The organism is Phyllobacterium sp. NPDC097923 (assembly GCF_044760925.1).
Lineage (GTDB): Bacteria > Pseudomonadota > Alphaproteobacteria > Rhizobiales > Rhizobiaceae > Phyllobacterium > Phyllobacterium calauticae.
In genome coordinates this window covers 2361388-2378313 of the sequence record NZ_JBIWBL010000001.1, presented here as the reverse complement: position 1 = coordinate 2378313, position 16926 = coordinate 2361388, and the positions used below count along the sequence as shown (strand labels likewise).

Annotated in this window: 14 protein-coding genes and 1 riboswitch; of the genes, 7 read left to right on the top strand and 7 right to left on the bottom strand. The window is 59.7% G+C overall.

The features are described from left to right. Positions 1-35: 35 nt before the first annotated feature. The 3 genes from ACIQWS_RS11965 to ACIQWS_RS11955 are packed head-to-tail and all read right to left on the bottom strand — an operon-like array spanning position 36 to position 3830. Positions 36-1685: a thiamine pyrophosphate-binding protein gene (locus ACIQWS_RS11965; protein ID WP_403177042.1), complete on the bottom strand. Its 1650-nt coding sequence runs from the start codon at positions 1683-1685 to the stop codon at positions 36-38. Continuing rightward, the gene (locus ACIQWS_RS11960) at positions 1669-2856 is read right to left on the bottom strand and encodes a CaiB/BaiF CoA transferase family protein (protein ID WP_403177038.1); all 1188 of its coding nucleotides are present in this window, start codon (positions 2854-2856) and stop codon (positions 1669-1671) included. Before ACIQWS_RS11960 ends, ACIQWS_RS11965 begins: the two co-directional genes overlap by 17 nt. 5 nt (positions 2857-2861) lie before the next feature. Next, a complete protein-coding gene (locus ACIQWS_RS11955; protein ID WP_403177036.1) occupies positions 2862-3830 on the bottom strand; it encodes an alpha/beta fold hydrolase in 969 nt (322 codons plus the stop codon). 568 nt (positions 3831-4398) lie between these two features. On the opposite strand from ACIQWS_RS11955, the gene ettA reads away from it, so the two are divergent. The 3 genes from ettA to bluB all read left to right on the top strand — a co-directional run bounded on the left by ettA (position 4399) and on the right by bluB (position 7798). Continuing rightward, positions 4399-6048, top strand: a complete 1650-nt coding sequence (gene ettA / locus ACIQWS_RS11950; protein ID WP_346306675.1) for an energy-dependent translational throttle protein EttA — start codon at positions 4399-4401, stop codon at positions 6046-6048. Between the two features lie 119 nt (positions 6049-6167). Continuing rightward, positions 6168-6776, top strand: coding sequence for an MOSC domain-containing protein (locus ACIQWS_RS11945; RefSeq protein ID WP_346306674.1), 609 nt, complete (start codon positions 6168-6170; stop codon positions 6774-6776). Between the two features lie 26 nt (positions 6777-6802). After that, positions 6803-6979: riboswitch (cobalamin riboswitch) on the top strand. Between the two features lie 66 nt (positions 6980-7045). After that, entirely contained in the window at positions 7046-7798 is a 753-nt protein-coding gene (gene bluB / locus ACIQWS_RS11940) for a 5,6-dimethylbenzimidazole synthase (protein WP_403177026.1), read from the top strand. Here the strand turns inward: bluB and ACIQWS_RS11935 are convergent. Next, positions 7731-8048, bottom strand: coding sequence for a DUF2293 domain-containing protein (locus ACIQWS_RS11935; protein WP_105732169.1), 318 nt, complete (start codon positions 8046-8048; stop codon positions 7731-7733). The two genes, bluB and ACIQWS_RS11935, sit on opposite strands and share 68 nt — an antisense overlap. A gap of 142 nt (positions 8049-8190) precedes the next feature. On the opposite strand from ACIQWS_RS11935, the gene ACIQWS_RS11930 reads away from it, so the two are divergent. Next, positions 8191-9198, top strand: a complete 1008-nt coding sequence (locus ACIQWS_RS11930; RefSeq protein ID WP_223612709.1) for a metalloregulator ArsR/SmtB family transcription factor — start codon at positions 8191-8193, stop codon at positions 9196-9198. After that, a complete protein-coding gene (gene metF / locus ACIQWS_RS11925) occupies positions 9198-10121 on the top strand; it encodes a methylenetetrahydrofolate reductase [NAD(P)H] (protein WP_403177018.1) in 924 nt (307 codons plus the stop codon). The genes ACIQWS_RS11930 and metF overlap by 1 nt, the downstream gene beginning before the upstream one ends. Before the next feature lie 506 nt (positions 10122-10627). On the opposite strand, the gene ACIQWS_RS11920 is transcribed toward metF, so the two are convergent. Beyond that, on the bottom strand, positions 10628-11527 hold the full coding sequence (locus ACIQWS_RS11920; protein WP_346306682.1) for a DMT family transporter: 900 nt from the start codon (positions 11525-11527) through the stop codon (positions 10628-10630). Between the two features lie 179 nt (positions 11528-11706). Between ACIQWS_RS11920 and ACIQWS_RS11915 the strand changes: the two genes are divergently transcribed. Beyond that, positions 11707-12933, top strand: coding sequence for an alanine racemase (locus ACIQWS_RS11915; protein ID WP_403177760.1), 1227 nt, complete (start codon positions 11707-11709; stop codon positions 12931-12933). A 163-nt stretch (positions 12934-13096) separates the two neighbouring features. Next, on the top strand, positions 13097-14503 hold the full coding sequence (locus tag ACIQWS_RS11910) for a sulfatase (protein ID WP_403177014.1): 1407 nt from the start codon (positions 13097-13099) through the stop codon (positions 14501-14503). Between the two features lie 50 nt (positions 14504-14553). Here ACIQWS_RS11910 and ACIQWS_RS11905 read toward each other — a convergent pair whose 3' ends face one another. Then, the gene (locus ACIQWS_RS11905; protein ID WP_403177755.1) at positions 14554-15648 is read right to left on the bottom strand and encodes a lytic murein transglycosylase; all 1095 of its coding nucleotides are present in this window, start codon (positions 15646-15648) and stop codon (positions 14554-14556) included. 237 nt (positions 15649-15885) lie between these two features. Further along, positions 15886-16713, bottom strand: a complete 828-nt coding sequence (locus ACIQWS_RS11900; protein WP_223612713.1) for a GH25 family lysozyme — start codon at positions 16711-16713, stop codon at positions 15886-15888. Between the last annotated feature and the right edge of the window lie 213 nt (positions 16714-16926).

The window sequence follows — 16926 nt, the reverse complement described above, 5'->3', positions numbered from 1 at the left end:
GCCTTTCCATCCTCAAATCATTCAACAGGGAATGATCAACGCTTATTGCGGATGTCCGTCAAGGTTTTCGCCGGCGTGATTGCTTCGGGGTCGAGCCGGATTTCGATGATCGACGGTTTGCCGCTTTGCACCGAGCGTTGCCATGCGCCTTCGAAATCAGCCGTCTTCTCGACCGTCTCTCCATGTCCGCCATAGGCGCGGGCCAGCATGGCAAAATCAGGGTTGGTCAGGTCCGTTGCCGACACACGGCCCGGATATTCCCGCTCCTGATGCATGCGGATGGTGCCGTAGATATTGTTGTTGATGACAAGCACGATGATCGGCAACCCGTATTTGACCGCCGTTGCAAAATCCTGGCCATTCATCAGGAAGCAGCCGTCACCGGCAAAGCAGACCACGGTCCGCTCGGGATAAAGCCGTTTCGCCGCGACAGCGGCGGGAAGGCCGTAACCCATGGAGCCCGACGTCGGCGCGGCCTGCGTGCCGAACCGGCGGAAACGATGAAAACGGTGCAGCCAGGTGGCGTAATTGCCGGCACCATTGGTCATGATGGCGTCTTCCGGCAGCACGCTTTCCAGATAGGTCATGATTGGGCCCATGGCGACATTGCCGGGTCCGGTCTGCGGCGGGGTCGACCATGTGAGATAAGCAGCGTGGGCAACTTCCGCCTCGCCGGGCCAGTTGATATGCGATGGCGGCGCCAGATGGTCTACCGCCGCGGCGAAGGCATCCGGTGCGGCGTTGATGGCAAGGGCGGGGCGATAGACGCGGCCGAGCTCATCGGCGTCGGGATGCACATGGATCAGCGTCTGCCTGGGGTAGGGGCTGTCCATCAGCGTATAGCCCGAGGACGGCATTTCGCCGAAACGTCCGCCGACGAGCAGCAGCACATCAGCCTCCTTGACGCGTGTGGCAAGTGCCGGGTTGATGCCGATGCCGACGTCGCCGGCATAATTCGGATGCAGGTGATCGAACAGCATCTGGCGGCGGAAGGAACAGCCGACCGGCAGATGCCACTTCTCGGCAAAGCGGGTGATGGAGCGCACGGCCGCTTCGTCCCAGCGCGAGCCGCCGAGGATCATGAACGGTTTTTTGGCGCCCTGCAGCAGGTCGGCGAGTTTCTCGATGCTGGCGGGCGACGGGCCTGTTTCGACCGGCTGCCAGCCCTGTGCGGCCACCGCTTCGACCTTGTCGGTCAGCATGTCTTCCGGCAGGGCGAGCACGACAGGACCGGGGCGGCCCGAGGTGGCGACGGAGAAGGCGCGGGTGACGAATTCTGGGATACGGCGGGCATCGTCGATTTCGGCTACCCATTTGGCGGTGTCGGCAAAGAACCGGCGGTATTCCACTTCCTGGAAGGCTTCGCGCTCGCGCGCATCGCGCTGCACCTGGCCGATGAACAGGATCAGCGGGGTCGAATCCTGCATGGCGATGTGGATACCGGGCGAGGCGTTGGTTGCGCCGGGGCCGCGGGTGACGAAGCAGATGCCGGGCTTGCCGGTCAGTTTGCCCCAGGCTTCGGCCATCATCGCCGCACCGCCTTCGGCCCGGCAGACGGTCACGCCCACATCGGCATCCACCAGCGCGTCCAGCACGGCTAGGTAGCTTTCGCCGGGAACGCAGAACAGCTGTTCCGCGCCATTGGCTTTCAGGGCTTCTACGATCAATTCACCGCCGGTTTTCATCGGATGCGTCCTTCAATTCCTGGAGAATGTCTGCACTGTGTTCGCCGAGGCGCGGCGAGGGTCTGTTGTAGGTGAGGGGTGTCTTCGACATGACGATCGGCGTGCGCACCGAGGGGATGCTGCTGCCATGGGCATCGTCAAGGTCGAGACGCAACTGCCGGGAGACGATCTGCGGATCGTCGAACATTTCGCCGATGCGGTTGATCGGCCCGGCAGGCACGGCATTCTGGGCGCAGGCGGCGAGGAGGTCGGCGCGCGTGCGCTTCTGCGTCTCCGTCCGGATGATGGCGGTCAGTGCGGCCCGGTTTTCCAGCCGTGCACGGTTGGTTAGAAAGCGCGGATCGGCGCTGAGGCCGTCCAGCCCCGTGATCGCGCAGAAACGGGCGAACTGCCCGTCATTGCCGACGGCAAGAATGAGATGGCCGTCGGAGGTGGGCACGACCTCGTAGGGCGAAATGTTGGGATGGGCATTGCCCATGCGGTTCGGGCTTTTGCCGGTAGCGAGATAGTTCATCGCCTGATTGGCCATGACGGCGGACTGCACATCGAACAATGCCATATCCACCAGCTGGCCTTCGCCGGTCTTTGCCGCATGAGCCAGTGCCGCCTGAATGGCAATGACCGAGTAAAGCCCGGTGAACACATCGGCGACGGCAAGGCCGACCTTCTGCGGCTCGCGGTCGGGCTCGCCGGTGACCGACATCAGCCCGGACATGCCCTGGATGATGAAGTCATAGCCGGCCTGGCTGGCATAGGGGCCGGTTTGGCCGAAACCGGTGATGGAGCAGTAGACGAGGCGCGGATTGTCGGCGCTCAATGTTTCATAGTCGAGACCATACTTCTTCAGGCCGCCGACCTTGAAGTTTTCCAGCACGACATCCGCCGTGCGGCAGAGTGCCCGCACCGTTTCCTGGCCTTCGGGCGAGGTGAAATCGACGGTGATCGAGCGCTTGCCGCGGTTGCAGGAATGAAAATAGGCGGCAGAGAGGTTTTCGCCTTCCTTGCTGGTGATGAAGGGCGGGCCCCAGCCGCGGGTTTCGTCGCCGCCAGCGGGATTCTCCACCTTGATCACATCGGCACCAAGATCGGCCAGAATCTGTCCGGCCCATGGTCCGGCGAGGACGCGGGCGAGTTCGATGACACGCACGCCTTTGAGGGGAGCTTCAGTCATGGTTGTTAAAGTGGCTCCAAATTCAGTGTTTGTTTCGGGGCTTGTTGCTGAACGACTCGAACCGCCCAATCGGTGAAGTCACGCATGATTACGTCGCGGTTGATTTCGTTCAAGCCTTCGTGGCGGGTGTCGGCATAAACTTTGGTCGTGACATCGCTGAAGCCGAGCCGCTGCATCCGCCTGCCGAGATGCGTCACGGCGCTGCCCCCGGCCGTGGCGGGATCTTCCGCCCCGCCGGCGAGATTGAAGGGCAGGGTGCGCCGTACCTTGGCAAGGCGGCTGTTGTCGGCTCCGGCAAAGGTGAAGCCGAAGACATCGCGCCACATGCCGACCGACGCGTCCCAGCCGCACAGGGGATCGGCGATATAGGCGTCCACTTCATCGGGGTCGCGTGACAGCCAGTCAAATGGTGTGCGGGCATCCCTGATGCCGCGCGCCCAGACCTGAAAGGTCAGTTTCGGCAGAAGCATGCTCGGCACGTCGGAGCCAAGCAGCATGCGTTCGGCCCGCAGGATGCCCTGCGCCAGCCGTCCGGCGAGCCCGGCGGAGAAATTGGCGTTCCAGATGGCGGCGGCATCGACCTTCTGCTGATAGCCCAGCACGTAATTGAGGCCGATCAGGCCGCCCATAGAGTGGCCGAAGAGAACAAGCGGCAGACCGGGATGGCGGGCGCGGGCCGCGGCGTTGACCGCGTCCATGTCCTCGAGCACCAGGCGCATGCCGTCCCGCTCGGCGAAACGGCCGGGCGGCGCGCCATCGGCTTTGGTATAGCCGTGGCCGCGATGATCGTGGGCGTAGACATGAAAACCGTGCCTGTTGAGATGCTCGGCAAAACGACCATAGCGCAGGCAGTGTTCGGCAAGGCCGTGGCTGATCTGGACAATGGCTGTGCCGCTGCCTGCGGCGGGTGAAAAGCGCATGGCAAGCGCCGCACCCGTCGGCGACCGGACCGTTTCGATGTCTGCAAAACCCATTCATGCCTCCCGCGATCAATTGAAAGGGTGGCGCGTGATTAGTCAATCCACAATAAATTCTGCGTAAATTCGGGTATCTCCATGGGTTTTTGCACAATAAATAATCACGCCTTGTGCGCTGCAATTTTATTTTGCAAAACCTCTTGCAAACGACAAAAACTTGCCGCAAAACTTCTTTCCGAAAGAGATTGGATCCTGTGTCTTCTCTCGATCGTCCCTGGCTTTCACGGCTGACAGAACGCTGATTTGCGGCGTCGGGGGATGATTGTCCGGACCGGGATATCCAAGCGCTTGCCAGTTACATGGCCGTTCCGGGGGGAAGAGGACGCTCCCCAAATGCGGCACCAGAGGGGAAACCGGGTGACGGAAATATCCGCACCCGGTTTCGCTCGTTCTGAAGGACGGTTTGCATTTCCGTTGCGCGTGGTTCGACAGGAATACAAATACCCCGTAAAACGCCCGGCAATCCCGAAATAAATGCCGTGTGCATTGCCACCCGCGCCCCTTTCGCCTACATACGGCGCAAATTCATGTCCCAAAAATCCCGAACATCGGAGTGACGCGCGTTATGGCACGCCAATTCATTTACCATATGGCCGGCCTGAACAAGGCATACGGAACCAAGAAGGTTCTCGAAAACATCCATCTTTCCTTCTACCCCGACGCCAAGATCGGTATCCTCGGACCGAACGGTGCGGGTAAGTCGACGATCCTCAAGATCATGGCCGGTATGGACAAGGAATATACCGGCGAAGCCTGGCTGGCTGACGGTGCCACGGTCGGTTACCTCGCGCAGGAACCCTATCTCGATCCCACCAAGGACGTGATGGGCAACGTCATGGATGGCGTTGCGGACAAGAAGGCCGTTCTCGACCGCTACAACGAACTGATGATGAACTATTCCGACGAAACCGCCGATGAAGGCGCCAAGTTGCAGGACATTATCGACGCCAAGAACCTCTGGGATCTGGAATCCCAGGTGGAAATGGCCATGGAAGCGCTGCGCTGCCCGCCCGGTGATTCCGGCGTGGAAAAGCTGTCCGGTGGTGAGCGCCGCCGTGTGGCACTGTGCCGCCTGCTCCTCTCGCAGCCCGATCTTCTGCTCCTCGATGAGCCGACCAACCACCTTGACGCCGAAACCACCGCCTGGCTGGAAAAGCACCTGCGCGAATATGCCGGCTCCGTCCTGCTGATCACGCACGATCGCTACTTCCTCGACAATGTGACCGGCTGGATTCTCGAGCTCGACCGCGGCCGCGGCATCCCCTACGAAGGCAATTACTCCGCCTATCTCGGTGCGAAGGCCAAGCGCATGCAGCAGGAAGGCCGCGAGGACGACTCGCGCCAGAAGGCTCTGGAGCGCGAGCGCGAGTGGATTTCCGCCAGCCCCAAGGCACGTCAGGCCAAGTCGAAAGCCCGCATCAAGGCCTATGACGCGCTGGTCGATGCCGCCAATGAGCAGCGTCCCGGCGATGCGCAGATCATCATTCCGGCGGGCGAACGCCTGGGACAGGTGGTTATCGAAGCCGAGAACCTCACCAAATCCTTCGGTGACCGCGTTCTCATCGAAAACCTGACCTTCAAGCTGCCGCCCGGCGGCATTGTCGGCATCATCGGTCCGAACGGTGCGGGCAAGACCACGCTGTTCAAGATGATCACCGGACAGGAAAAGCCGGATTCCGGCTCGATCCGCGTCGGTGAAACGGTTCATCTCGGTTATGTCGACCAGAGCCGCGATCACCTCGCGGCGGAGAAGAATGTCTGGGAAGAAATCTCCGGCGGCAATGAAATCATCAAGATCGGCAAGAACGAGATGAATTCGCGCGCCTATGTCTCGGCGTTCAACTTCAAGGGCGGTGACCAGCAGCAGAAGGTCGGCAATCTCTCCGGCGGTCAGCGTAACCGCGTGCATCTTGCCAAGATGCTGCAATCCGGCGGCAATGTCCTACTGCTCGACGAACCGACCAACGATCTTGACACCGAAACGCTTGCGGCTCTGGAAGACGCGCTGGAAAAATACGCCGGCTGCGCCGTTATCATCAGCCACGACCGCATGTTCCTCGACCGGCTGGCGACGCACATCCTGGCCTTCGAAGGCGACAGCCACGTCGAATGGTTCGAAGGCAACTTCCAGGACTATGAGAATGACAAGATCCGTCGTCTCGGACCGGACAGCGTCAATCCGAAGCGTCCGAGCTACAAGCCTCTGACACGCTGATGCGACCGGGAGGGCGGCAACGCCCTCCCATCACCAATTTTGACGTTTCCATCAGTGATATTGGCTGGTTTTAACAAGCAATTTTCCTAAGATGCGGCTGATTTCACCGGAGTGCCGTCATGACAGACCTTTTCGCAACCAGAACGGACATCCTTCCGGCCCGCAAGATTGTCGGACGGGTGAGCGGCCTGTTCCAGGCGCCGAAAGACAGTTTTGTCACCGCTGCCACGGACACGCTCGATCTCACCTTTGAAGGCATCCGCGGCGATTATCACGCGGGCCTGACGCGCCGGTCCGGCGGGCGCGAACCCTGGTACCCGCGCGGTACCGAAATGCGCAATGAGCGGCATATTTCCATTCTGGCGGTAGACGAACTCGAAGCCATTGCTAAGGCCATGGGTCTGGCGCACATCAAGCCCGAATGGATCGGCGCCAACATGGTTGTGGATGGCATTCCCTCGCTTTCCATGCTGCCGCCGCGCACGCTGCTGTTCTTCGAAGGCGGCGTGACGCTGAAGGTCGACGGACAGAACGCGCCGTGCAAGGTCGCCGGACGCTCCATCGCCGAGCGGGCGCAGACCGCCGATCACACCGCGACGGCGCTTGACTTTGTCAAGGCGTCGAAGCGGCTGCGCGGCATCGTCGTCTGGGTTGAAGTGCCGGGAATCATCCGTTCCGGCGAAAAAATCGATGCGCGTCTGCCGGAGCAATGGATTTATCCGGGCTGATGCTTGCGTCCTTCGCCGATCTGTGGCGAATGGAATGCAGGTCCGGTGCCTGCATGCAGGAGAATCGGGAAGCCGGTGCAAATCCGGCACGTGCCCAACGCTGTATAGGGGATGGGCCGCGCAGATTGCCACGGGGAAACCCGGAAGGCGCGCGGTGCAGGTGAACCTCAGTCAGAAGACCGGCCGGACCGGATAGCCGAAACCGCATGGACAGCGGGGAGGTGTCTGGGGTCAGGGCAACCTGGTCCTCGCATTGTTGGGAGCAAACGATGCATGATTCTGCCTGTGGTCCCGTGGCCGCTGCCGATTTTTCCGCGGACGAGCGCGCCGCCGTCTACAAAGCCATCCATACCCGCCGCGATGTGCGCGACCAGTTCCTGCCAAGGCCCGTCGACGACGAGGTGCTGCTGCGGCTGCTCGATGCCGCCCATCACGCGCCGTCGGTGGGGTTCATGCAGCCGTGGAATTTCATTCTCATCCGCGATGCGGCGCGCAAGGCCGAGGTGCACCGGGCCTTTACCCGCGCCAATGCCGAAGCAAAGGCCATGTTCACCGACGAGCGGCAGGCGCTCTATGCATCGCTGAAGCTTGAGGGCATCGTGAAGGCGCCGGTCAATCTGTGCATCACCTGCGACCGGACACGCGGCGGCGATGTCGTTCTGGGGTGCACCCATAACCGGCAGATGGATGTCTACAGCACCGTCTGTGCCGTGCAGAACCTGTGGCTGGCGGCGCGGGCGGAAGGCATCGGCGTCGGCTGGGTCAGCATCTACCACGACCGGGACATGCGCCGCATTCTGGCCATCCCTGATCATGTCGAGATCATCGCCTATCTCTGCATCGGCTATGTCGACCAGCTCTACGATCAGCCGGAGCTGCAAAAGCGCGGCTGGCGCGAACGGCTGCCGCTGGACCAGCTCATCTATGAAGATCAGTGGAATGCCGGCGCCGAAGTCAGCTCGGATCGTCCTCGTCCGGATCCAGCAGCCGCGTCGCCCGCCATTCCGTCAATTTCCGGTTGATGGCTTCGAGCACGAAGAACCGGGCCGACTCCTTGTCGTAGCCCTCGTCGCGTAGCGCATCGTAATCCGTGTGCTGATGGCGGACGTGGGCGACCGTGGCCAGCCACACCGCAATGGGTGGTGGCAGGCTTTTCATGTGCGGTGCCGTGGCGGCGGCGCGTATGGGCTCGGAATCCGAATAGGGCACGGCCGGCAAAAGCAGCGTCAGCGCTTTGCCGATGGCCCTTTGGCGGTTGGTTCCTGAACTCATTGCACTCTCTTCCCGCCGATTCGCTGATCGATATACCAGCCTATTTCAGACGCGACAAAATTTGCCGTCAACGGAAAAACAAAACTTGCCAAATCTGTATTTCTCACATAAACATATCTTTATATCTTTTGAGGATACCTTGATGGACAAACGTGATCTCAATCTTGACCTGATGGTCGATACGCTGAAGGCAGCGGCGGAACCCAGCCGCCTGCGCATTCTGGCGCTGTTGTCCCGGGGGGATCTGACGGTTTCCGATCTGACCTCCATCCTCGGGCAGTCGCAGCCGCGCGTCTCCCGCCATCTCAAGCTGCTGTTCGAAGCCAATCTGATCAACCGTTATCAGGAGGGCTCCTGGGCCTATTTCCGCCTCGCTGAATCCCTGGTGGTTGGCGATATCGCCCGGATCCTGCTCGATCGTCTTGATGTGTCCGATCCGTTGCTGGAGCGTGATATCGAGCGGCTCGGCTCGGTGAAGCTGCAGCGCCGCGAGCGGGCCGCCGCCTATTTCAGTGCCAATGCCACCAGCTGGGACGCTATCCGTTCGCTGCATGTGCCGGATGGCGCGGTGGAAGCCGCGCTGACGAAGATCATCGGGCGCACACCGTTCCAGGCGATGCTTGACGTGGGCACCGGCACCGGCCGTCTTCTCGAACTGTTTGCCCCGCTCTACGTGCGCGGTGTCGGCATCGATATCAATCGCGACATGCTGACCATTGCCCGCTCCAATCTTGATCGGTCCGGCATCACCAATGCGCAGGTCCGCCAGGGCGATGTCTATTCGCTGCCGGTTGACCGGGAGTCCTTCGATCTGGTGACCGTTCATCAGGTGCTGCACTTCCTCGACAATCCTGCCGAGGCCATCCGCGAGGCCGCACGCGCCTTGCGTGCGGGCGGGCGCATGCTGATCGTCGATTTCGCCCCGCACGATCTTGAATTCCTGCGGGACAGCCATGCGCATATACGGCTTGGCTTCAACGACAACCAGATGCGTGACTGGCTGACCGAGGCCGGGCTGGCGCTGGAAAACAGCATCGAACTCGAACCAAAAGACAAAGACAAACTGACCGTCAAACTGTGGTTGGCACGCGACCCACGCCTGCTGATCGCTGATCCCGCTTTAACCTCCCGCGTAACGGAGAGTGTCTGATGAGCTTTTTCCGCCAATCCCGCCGTGCCGACCTTGGAACCAATATCAAGGTTTCCTTTGAATTCTTCCCGCCGAAGACCGAGGTGATGGAAGAGCGCCTGTGGGAAACCGTGACGCGCCTTGCGCCGCTCAATCCCGAATTCGTGTCGGTAACCTACGGCGCCGGCGGTTCCACCCGCGAGCGCACGGCCCGCACGATCAAGCGTATCCTGACCGAAACGGACGTCAACGCCGCCGCGCACCTGACCTGCGTCGATGCGACGAAGGAAGAGGTTGATACCGTGGTGCGCGAATTTGCGGCCATGGGCGTGAAGCGCTTCGTTGCCCTGCGCGGCGATCCGGCCGGCGGCGTCGGTGCCCATTACAAGCCGACACCCGGCGGTTATGAAAACGGCGCCGATCTCGTCGCCGGGCTGAAGGCCTTTGCCGATTTCGACATTTCCGTTTCCGCCTATCCGGAAAAGCATCCGGAAAGCCCGGATTTCGCCACCGATATCGACATGCTCAAGCGCAAGGTCGACAATGGCGCGACGCGGGCGATCACGCAGTTCTTCTTCGAGAACGATCTCTATGAGCGTTATGTCGAAAAGGTCCGCCGCGCCGGTATCTATATTCCGATCCTGCCAGGCATCCTGCCGATCCATAATTTCACGCAGGTCACCAATTTCTGCTCGAAGGCCGGGACTCACATCCCCGCATGGCTGGCCGAGCGGTTCGAGGGGCTGGAAAACGATGCGCAGACCCATGCGCTGGTTTCATCGGCTGTGGCTGCCGAGCAGGTTCTCGATCTGGTCGAGCGCGGCATTCAGGATTTCCATTTCTACACGATGAACCGGGCCGACCTTGCCTTCGCCATCTGCCATCTCATCGGCATCCGCCCTGCCAGCGCGCCGCTGGAACCGGCATTGGCCGGCGCCGCCTGATATCGGGCAATAGCATTAAATTGGAAATGGCCCGGTTGCTGCAACCGGGCCATCCAAATTTGTCTGTCACCTTCTTAACGGTCAGAGACCATCTCCACGGCGCTCTTTTTTTCAATCAGGGTATGAGTCCTACGACCATTGCACCGATAAATGCGAACGCTGCACAGATCATGAGGACGTTCATCGAACGCGTAAGTCCCATAGTTTGTCTCCTGCAGTTAACCGTCTTAGCATAGCGGAAAATTGCCACAGAAAAAGCGGAAATGTTACCGCGGTGTGACATGATCTGTAGAAATTTTTTGCTCTGCAATGGTAAGTTTCTGAAATGAAACACATTTACAGGAATGAAAAATCGTCAATTCACGATAAAATGACCGGGAATTTGGTTTATTTTTGCATTGCACCAAAACGCGATGCGCGTGTTTTCTCACCGATTTATGACACAGTTGCGCCGCAATCCAGACCGGGAAATGCCAAGCCGTACCCGTTAGGATTTGTTGAAAACTCTATCTTTTTCGCGGTTTTTGCAACGCTGCGAGCAGCCTGCCGTCAATGGTCAGAAGGCCAAGGGCGATCAGCGCCATGCCGGCAAAATCCTTCAAACCCAGTTCCTCCCCGAGAAAAACTGTTCCAAGCAGGATCGCGCTGACGGGAACCACCAGCGTGACCAGCGAGGCATTGGTGGCGCCGCCGGCGCGGACGATGGAGAAGAACAGGATGTAGGCGAAGGCGGTGGAGAGCAGGCCGAGGCTGAACACGGCCGCCCAGACGCCCTGATCGGGTGCGGCAAAATCCGGCATGCCGCTGGAGAGAAGCACGACAGGGATCATGATCAGCGTCGAGGCCGTCATCTGGCCGGTTGCCGTCACTGTTGGCGGAATGCCCTTGAACCGCTTGGCGAGAATGCTGGCGAAGGCATAGGAGAGGGTGGCGGTGAGCACGGCGATTTCCGCCCACAACGGTCCGCCCAACCCGGAGAGCACGCCGGGCCCGATCATCACCACCGTGCCGAAGACGCCGAGAAGGATACCGGCGATCTTGTTGGCGCTGATCTTTTCATCGACGGTAAGGAATGTGGCGATGATCACCGTCCAGATCGGCGTCGTGGCGTTGAGGATCGATTCCAGCCCGGCACCGAGCGCCGTCTGGCCGATGAACAGCAGCGAAAAGGGAATGACGTTGTTCAGGAGCCCCAGTCCCGCAAAGCCGAGGGCGTGCCGGCGATAATCCCAGAACCGGATGCCGCGGGCGAGGAGATAGATGTGCAGGGCAACGGCGGCGATGGCGACGCGAAACAGCACGAGCGTCAGCGGCGGAATCACGTGCACCGCGATTTTGGCGAAGAAGAACGAACCGCCCCATATGGCTCCCAGCAGCAGCAGTTGCAGCCAGACAAAACCGGTCATGGCAAGCGGATTGGCTGATGTTGTCTGGTTTACGGCCACGGATAATCCCCCGATTCGGATCTGCACCGGATATTTCTAGGCGCGCGCCGGTAAATTGCCACCCGTTTCTTGCATGGAGAAAGCGACTTTCGTCCGTCATCTGCTCTTGCTAAGAGTTATGCATGGAGCAGAAGATCAAGATGCAACGATTCGCCACGGCCCGCGATGCAGCACTTACCCTGCGGCCCGATCAACCCGTCTATTGCTTTCGGCCGGATGTGCTGGTCGAAGACGCGCACCAGTTCATGCAGATGTTTCCCGGCGAGACTGCCTATGCGGTCAAGACCAATGGCGAAAATCTGGTCCTGGAAACGCTGGCGCGCAACGGCATCAACACATTCGATGTGGCATCGCCGGGCGAGTTCGCCGCGGTACGCAAGGTCGCCCCGAATGCGCATATGCTCTACATGCATCCCATCAAGGCCCAGTCGGATATCCGCCTTGCGCTTGAAACCTATGGCATCCGCATCCTGGCCGTCGACCACGAGGACGAGATCGCCAAGATAACGCGCATCGTGCGTGCGCTCGATATCGATCCGGGCAGCATCACCCTTTACGTGCGGCTGCAGACCAAGGGCCATGCGGCCTATGAACTGTCCAAGAAATTCGGTGCAACACCGGCCCATGCGGTCGAGCTTCTGCAGCGGCTGCACAAGATCGGCTACAAGGTCGGCATCTGCTTCCATGTCGGCAGCCAGATCGAGGATCCCGATACCTATGAACGCGCCCTGCGGTCGGCCGACTGGGTGCGCAACCGTGCGGGCGTGCCGCTGGCCGGGCTCGACGTCGGTGGCGGTTTCCCGGCCGAATACGGCCATGATCCCAAGCGCAAGCATGTGGAGATGCCGTCGCTCGGGCAATTGATGTCGCGCCTGCGCGGCGACATCAAGGAATGGGGGTTTGACGATCTGCCGCTGGTGGCGGAGCCGGGCCGGGTGATCGTGGCGCGCGCCTTTTCGCTGATCGTGCGCGTGCTCCTGCGCAAGGGCAGGCGGCTTTACATCAATGACGGCATCTGGGCGTCACTGTCGGATTCGTGGACCGGCAAGATCACCCTGCCGGCGCGGTTCATACCCGACCCCGCGCACAAGCATCGCAGTGGCAATGTCCGGGACATCGTGCCGTTCCGCGTTTGCGGCGCAACCTGCGATTCCGTCGACATCCTGTCACGGCCATTCTGGCTGCCGGAGACGGTCGCCACCGGCGACTGGATCGAAATCGGCAATATCGGCGCCTATTCCCTGTCGCTGCGCACCCGTTTCAACGGTTTCTACCCCGATACGTTCGTCGAGGTGGAAACGCCGTTCGACGAGGGCGAGCGGCCGGAGGGTTTTGCTTCACTGGAAACAATGGCGCGCGTGGAATGATGCCCTCATTTTAGTATTGTTTTTCCAAAAACTGCGCTTTGGGAGGCGATTTCTCTCTCGAAGCGTGCTGGCTTATCGTTGAAGATGGCATTGTTTTTTAAATGTTATTTTCAATGAGGATATTGCAGTTATGCAAAGGAATGGTCTGACAAGGCGTGCCTTGTTGAAGAGTGCTGCCGTTGGTGCGGTTCTGGCGACGGCGGGAGGGCAACAAGCCCAAGCCAGTTTGGATAAGAAACCCAATATTCTATTCATAGTGGCGGATGATCTTGGCTATGCTGATCTGTCATCCTACGGGCACCGGTCAATACGCACACCGCATATTGATTCCATAGCCCAAAAGGGGGTTCGTTTTCTGCAGGCCTATGCCAATTCGGCTGTGTGTTCGGCGACACGAACGGCACTGATAACCGGCAGATATCAGTATCGTCTGCCGCTTGGGCTGGAAGAGCCTCTGGCCGGACGGGATGTCGGTCTTCCGCCTGAGCATCCCACCCTGCCATCGCTGCTGAAGAAGGTTGGCTATAAAACGACCCTGATCGGGAAATGGCATCTGGGCGCTTTCCCGAAATACTGGCCGCTCAAGAGTGGTTATGATCATTTCTTCGGGTTCACGGGCGGTGCCCTCGATTATTATTCGCATGAAGCCGGAGGACCGGATTTATGGGAGGATGACGTTGAGGTGGAAAGAGCAGGGTATCTGACGGATCTGCTTGGTGATCAGGCCGTCAAGACAATCAAAGAATACAAAAACTGTGAATCGCCGTTCTTCGTCAGCCTTCATTTCAACGCACCCCATTGGCCCTGGGAGGTTCCGGGCGAGGAGGGGAAAAAAGAATCGGCACGACTGAAAGCAAATCGCCTTGGTCTGGCTAGCTTCGATGCGGGGACGCAGGAAACATATCGCGAGATCGTTGAGCGGATGGACTATCAGGTGGGACAGGTTCTGCAGGCACTTCAGGATAACAACCTTGCGGAAAACACCATCGTTATTTTTACCAGTGATAATGGCGGTGAGAGGTTTTCGGATACATGGCCGTTTTCCGGAAAGAAGTCCGAGTTGCTGGAAGGCGGGATAAGGATTCCGTCGATTATCAGCTGGCCCTCAAGAATAGCGGGAGGCCGCACTTCCAATCAGGTCTCCCTGAGTATGGATTGGCTGCCGACATTGCTGGAAGCGGCGGGTGGTATTACCGACCCGTCCTATCCCCCGGATGGAATATCCTTGCTGCCGGGTCTGGTGAATGCTGGCGCTGTTCCCATCGAGCGCAGCGTTTTCTGGCGCTATAAAGGCAATAAGCAGCGCGCAGCGCGTATTGGAGATTACAAATATCTCAAAATACTCGACAATACCTATCTGTTTAACGTTGTCGATGATCCGCTGGAACGCGCAAACTTACAGAGCAGATATCCTGATAAATTCAAAAGCCTGTTTGACCAGTGGATTGCTTGGAACAGGGGTATGCTGCCGGAAGTTGATGCGAGCGGCACATATGGTTTCAGTGCACGACAGCTTGCCGATCATATCGGTACGGGAAATCCTACGACGAAAGCCGATAATCTTGACTAGTCGTCTTGAGCCCCTTGGGTGTTAATCTCAAGGGGCCCTACTGGGAGGACTTAGAGCTTGCTGAGCAATTCCGGGGTGGGCCAGGCGTCAGCGGGCAGGCCGAGGCGCATCTGTTCGTCGCGCACGGCATCGCGGGTCAGGATGCCGAACACGCCGTCAATCTTCGGGCCCATATCGTGGCCGCGGGCGGCGAGCTTGGTCTGCAGTTCCTTCATCTGTTCCTGCGTGAGGCCCGTCTCCGGCGTGGTCGGCTCAAGCGGACCGGCACCGGCAAGGCGCGCGGCGAAATAGGCGGCAGTTGTCGCGTAGATGATGGACTTGTTCCATTCGACGAAAACGTCGAAATTGGCATAGGACAGGAATGCCGGTCCCTTGCGGCCCATCGGCAGCAGGAGGGATGCATCGCCATTGTCGGGACCGAGCGGTCCCTTCATGCCCATCACACCCCATTCGGCCCATTTGGAATGGGGGAGGCGGTTTGTCCGCAATGCGTTTTCCCAAGGCAGATCCCGGGTCAGCTTGACTTCCTCCAGCCAGGGCTCGCCCTTGCGCCAGCCGAGATCGTGCAGCACGCGGGCCGCCGTCATGATGGCGTCCGGCGCGCTGTTCTTGAGGTCGACCTTGCCGTCCCCGTCGCCATCGACGCCACGCTCCAGATAATCGGTCGGCAACATCTGCATCTGGCCGATCTCGCCCGCCCATGCGCCGGTCGTCTTGGAATCGACCACGCCCTTGTCGAACAGCTTGAGCAAGGCGATCAGCTGCGGCCGGAACAGCTCCGGACGGCGGCAATCGAAGGAGAGGGTGAGCAGCGCGTTCAGCGTGTCAAAATCGCCCTGTACCGCGCCGAAATCGGTTTCCAGCCCCCAGAAGGCGGCAATCACCGGGCCCGGCACGCCATATTCGGATTCTGCCCTGGCAAAGGTGTCGGCATATTTCTTCAGGTTGGCTGCGCCCTGCTTGAGGCGGTAATCCGACACCATGCGGGTCGAGAATGTCAGGAAGGTCTGGCTGAATACGCCCTGGGCGCGATCACGCTGCAGAACCTTGTCGTCAAGCGATGCCTTGAGAAGTTCGCCGAGGCCCTTGTCGGTCACGCCTGCCGCTTTTGCTTCGGCGATAAGGCCGTTGAACCAGGGTTCCATCTCGCCGCCGCAGGCAGGTTTTACAGCTGCCGGTTGCTGGTGGTTGATCTGGTCCAGTGCATAAGCAGAACTTGTCGCAGAAAGGAGTGCGGCGGCAAGAGCAATCGATAGTTTGTTCATCAGGGAAATCTCGTTGGTAACAGGGGGCGCCAGCAGGCGCGCGAGCTTGTCCTGCTAATGCACGATTATGTCCCCCTCGTGAAGTCACAGAATTGCGAGAAGAGGTCCGGTGTGACTTTATCGCACCTTGTTGCGCACAAGCCACTGCTTCCAGGCGGTTTCGTCACCGGCAAACACATTGATATCCGCATCGCCGCGAATGCCGGGGATGGAGCCGGTTCCGGTATACTGCCAGAACGTCCAGGGATGCGGCCCGTATTTTTCATCGGGATGACCTGCAACCGAGCGCAACCAGAACGGATAGCCGGCCAGTTGCCGCAGGTCGTTGTCGTCGAAGAAGTCGACGGTGGTGTAGATGATCGGCCGCTTGCCGTAATGGCGTTCGAGAATGTCGATGAAGACGCGCATTTCGCTGCGCACCACCGCCGCATTGGGGCGCAGCTTGCACGTCGGCGATGCGGCGTTCCATTCCATGTCGAGCACCGGCGGCAAGGCTCCGGGATCGTTCGGCACGTTGCGGATGAACCACTGCGCCTGTTCCTTGGCGGTACGGCAGAAATAGTAGAAGTGGTAGGCGCCGCGCGGAATGCCTGCGGCGCGTGCGGCCTGCCAGTTGTCGGCGAGGCGGTCATCGACCCGGTCCGCCCCTTCCGTGGCCTTGATGAAGACAAACGAGATGCGATTGCCGCGCACGGCCGCCCAATCGATGGTCGATTGGTATTTGGAGACGTCCGTTCCGTGCACCGGGTAGTGCCAGGGCGTTCTGCCTTTCCAGTCATGCGGATTGCTGTCGTTGAAACGCGGCGCATTGATCTTGCCCGCGGGCGCTGCGATCTGTTGCAGCGGGGCAGGCGAGGCCCGCTTCTTTGCATCGGAAAAATCGTAGTCGACCGTCGTGCAACCGGCGAGAAGAAGGGTCAATAATCCAGCAGCAAGTCGCTTCATCAATGGCGGTCCGTACTCGAATCGTGAAGGGGCATTCCTTATTTTTCCACTCATGCGGCATTATGCTTAACAGATCATGACCGGCGGAGATTATGGTTGATGGTAGTATGCCTTTCCTTTGTCATGATTTTTCAATGTGATATCTGTATGAGAGTTGCGGGGTATGATGGGTCACATCTTCGTGTTTGATATAACAGGCGGCAAACGTTCTGG

Bases quoted from the DNA above. Each gene is read 5' to 3' on its own strand.
- bluB (WP_403177026.1), top strand. From the start codon at position 7,046: ATGCATGATTCTGCCTGTGGTCCCGTGGCCGCTGCCGATTTTTCCGCG.
- ACIQWS_RS11905 (WP_403177755.1), bottom strand. From the start codon at position 15,648: ATGGAACCCTGGTTCAACGGCCTTATCGCCGAAGCAAAAGCGGCAGGC.
- ettA (WP_346306675.1), top strand. From the start codon at position 4,399: ATGGCACGCCAATTCATTTACCATATGGCCGGCCTGAACAAGGCATAC.
- ACIQWS_RS11945 (WP_346306674.1), top strand. From the start codon at position 6,168: ATGACAGACCTTTTCGCAACCAGAACGGACATCCTTCCGGCCCGCAAG.
- ACIQWS_RS11900 (WP_223612713.1), bottom strand. From the start codon at position 16,713: ATGAAGCGACTTGCTGCTGGATTATTGACCCTTCTTCTCGCCGGTTGC.
- ACIQWS_RS11915 (WP_403177760.1), top strand. From the start codon at position 11,707: ATGCAACGATTCGCCACGGCCCGCGATGCAGCACTTACCCTGCGGCCC.
- ACIQWS_RS11955 (WP_403177036.1), bottom strand. From the start codon at position 3,830: ATGGGTTTTGCAGACATCGAAACGGTCCGGTCGCCGACGGGTGCGGCG.
- ACIQWS_RS11935 (WP_105732169.1), bottom strand. From the start codon at position 8,048: ATGAGTTCAGGAACCAACCGCCAAAGGGCCATCGGCAAAGCGCTGACG.
- ACIQWS_RS11920 (WP_346306682.1), bottom strand. From the start codon at position 11,527: ATGACCGGTTTTGTCTGGCTGCAACTGCTGCTGCTGGGAGCCATATGG.
- metF (WP_403177018.1), top strand. From the start codon at position 9,198: ATGAGCTTTTTCCGCCAATCCCGCCGTGCCGACCTTGGAACCAATATC.
- ACIQWS_RS11965 (WP_403177042.1), bottom strand. From the start codon at position 1,685: ATGAAAACCGGCGGTGAATTGATCGTAGAAGCCCTGAAAGCCAATGGC.
- ACIQWS_RS11960 (WP_403177038.1), bottom strand. From the start codon at position 2,856: ATGACTGAAGCTCCCCTCAAAGGCGTGCGTGTCATCGAACTCGCCCGC.
- ACIQWS_RS11930 (WP_223612709.1), top strand. From the start codon at position 8,191: ATGGACAAACGTGATCTCAATCTTGACCTGATGGTCGATACGCTGAAG.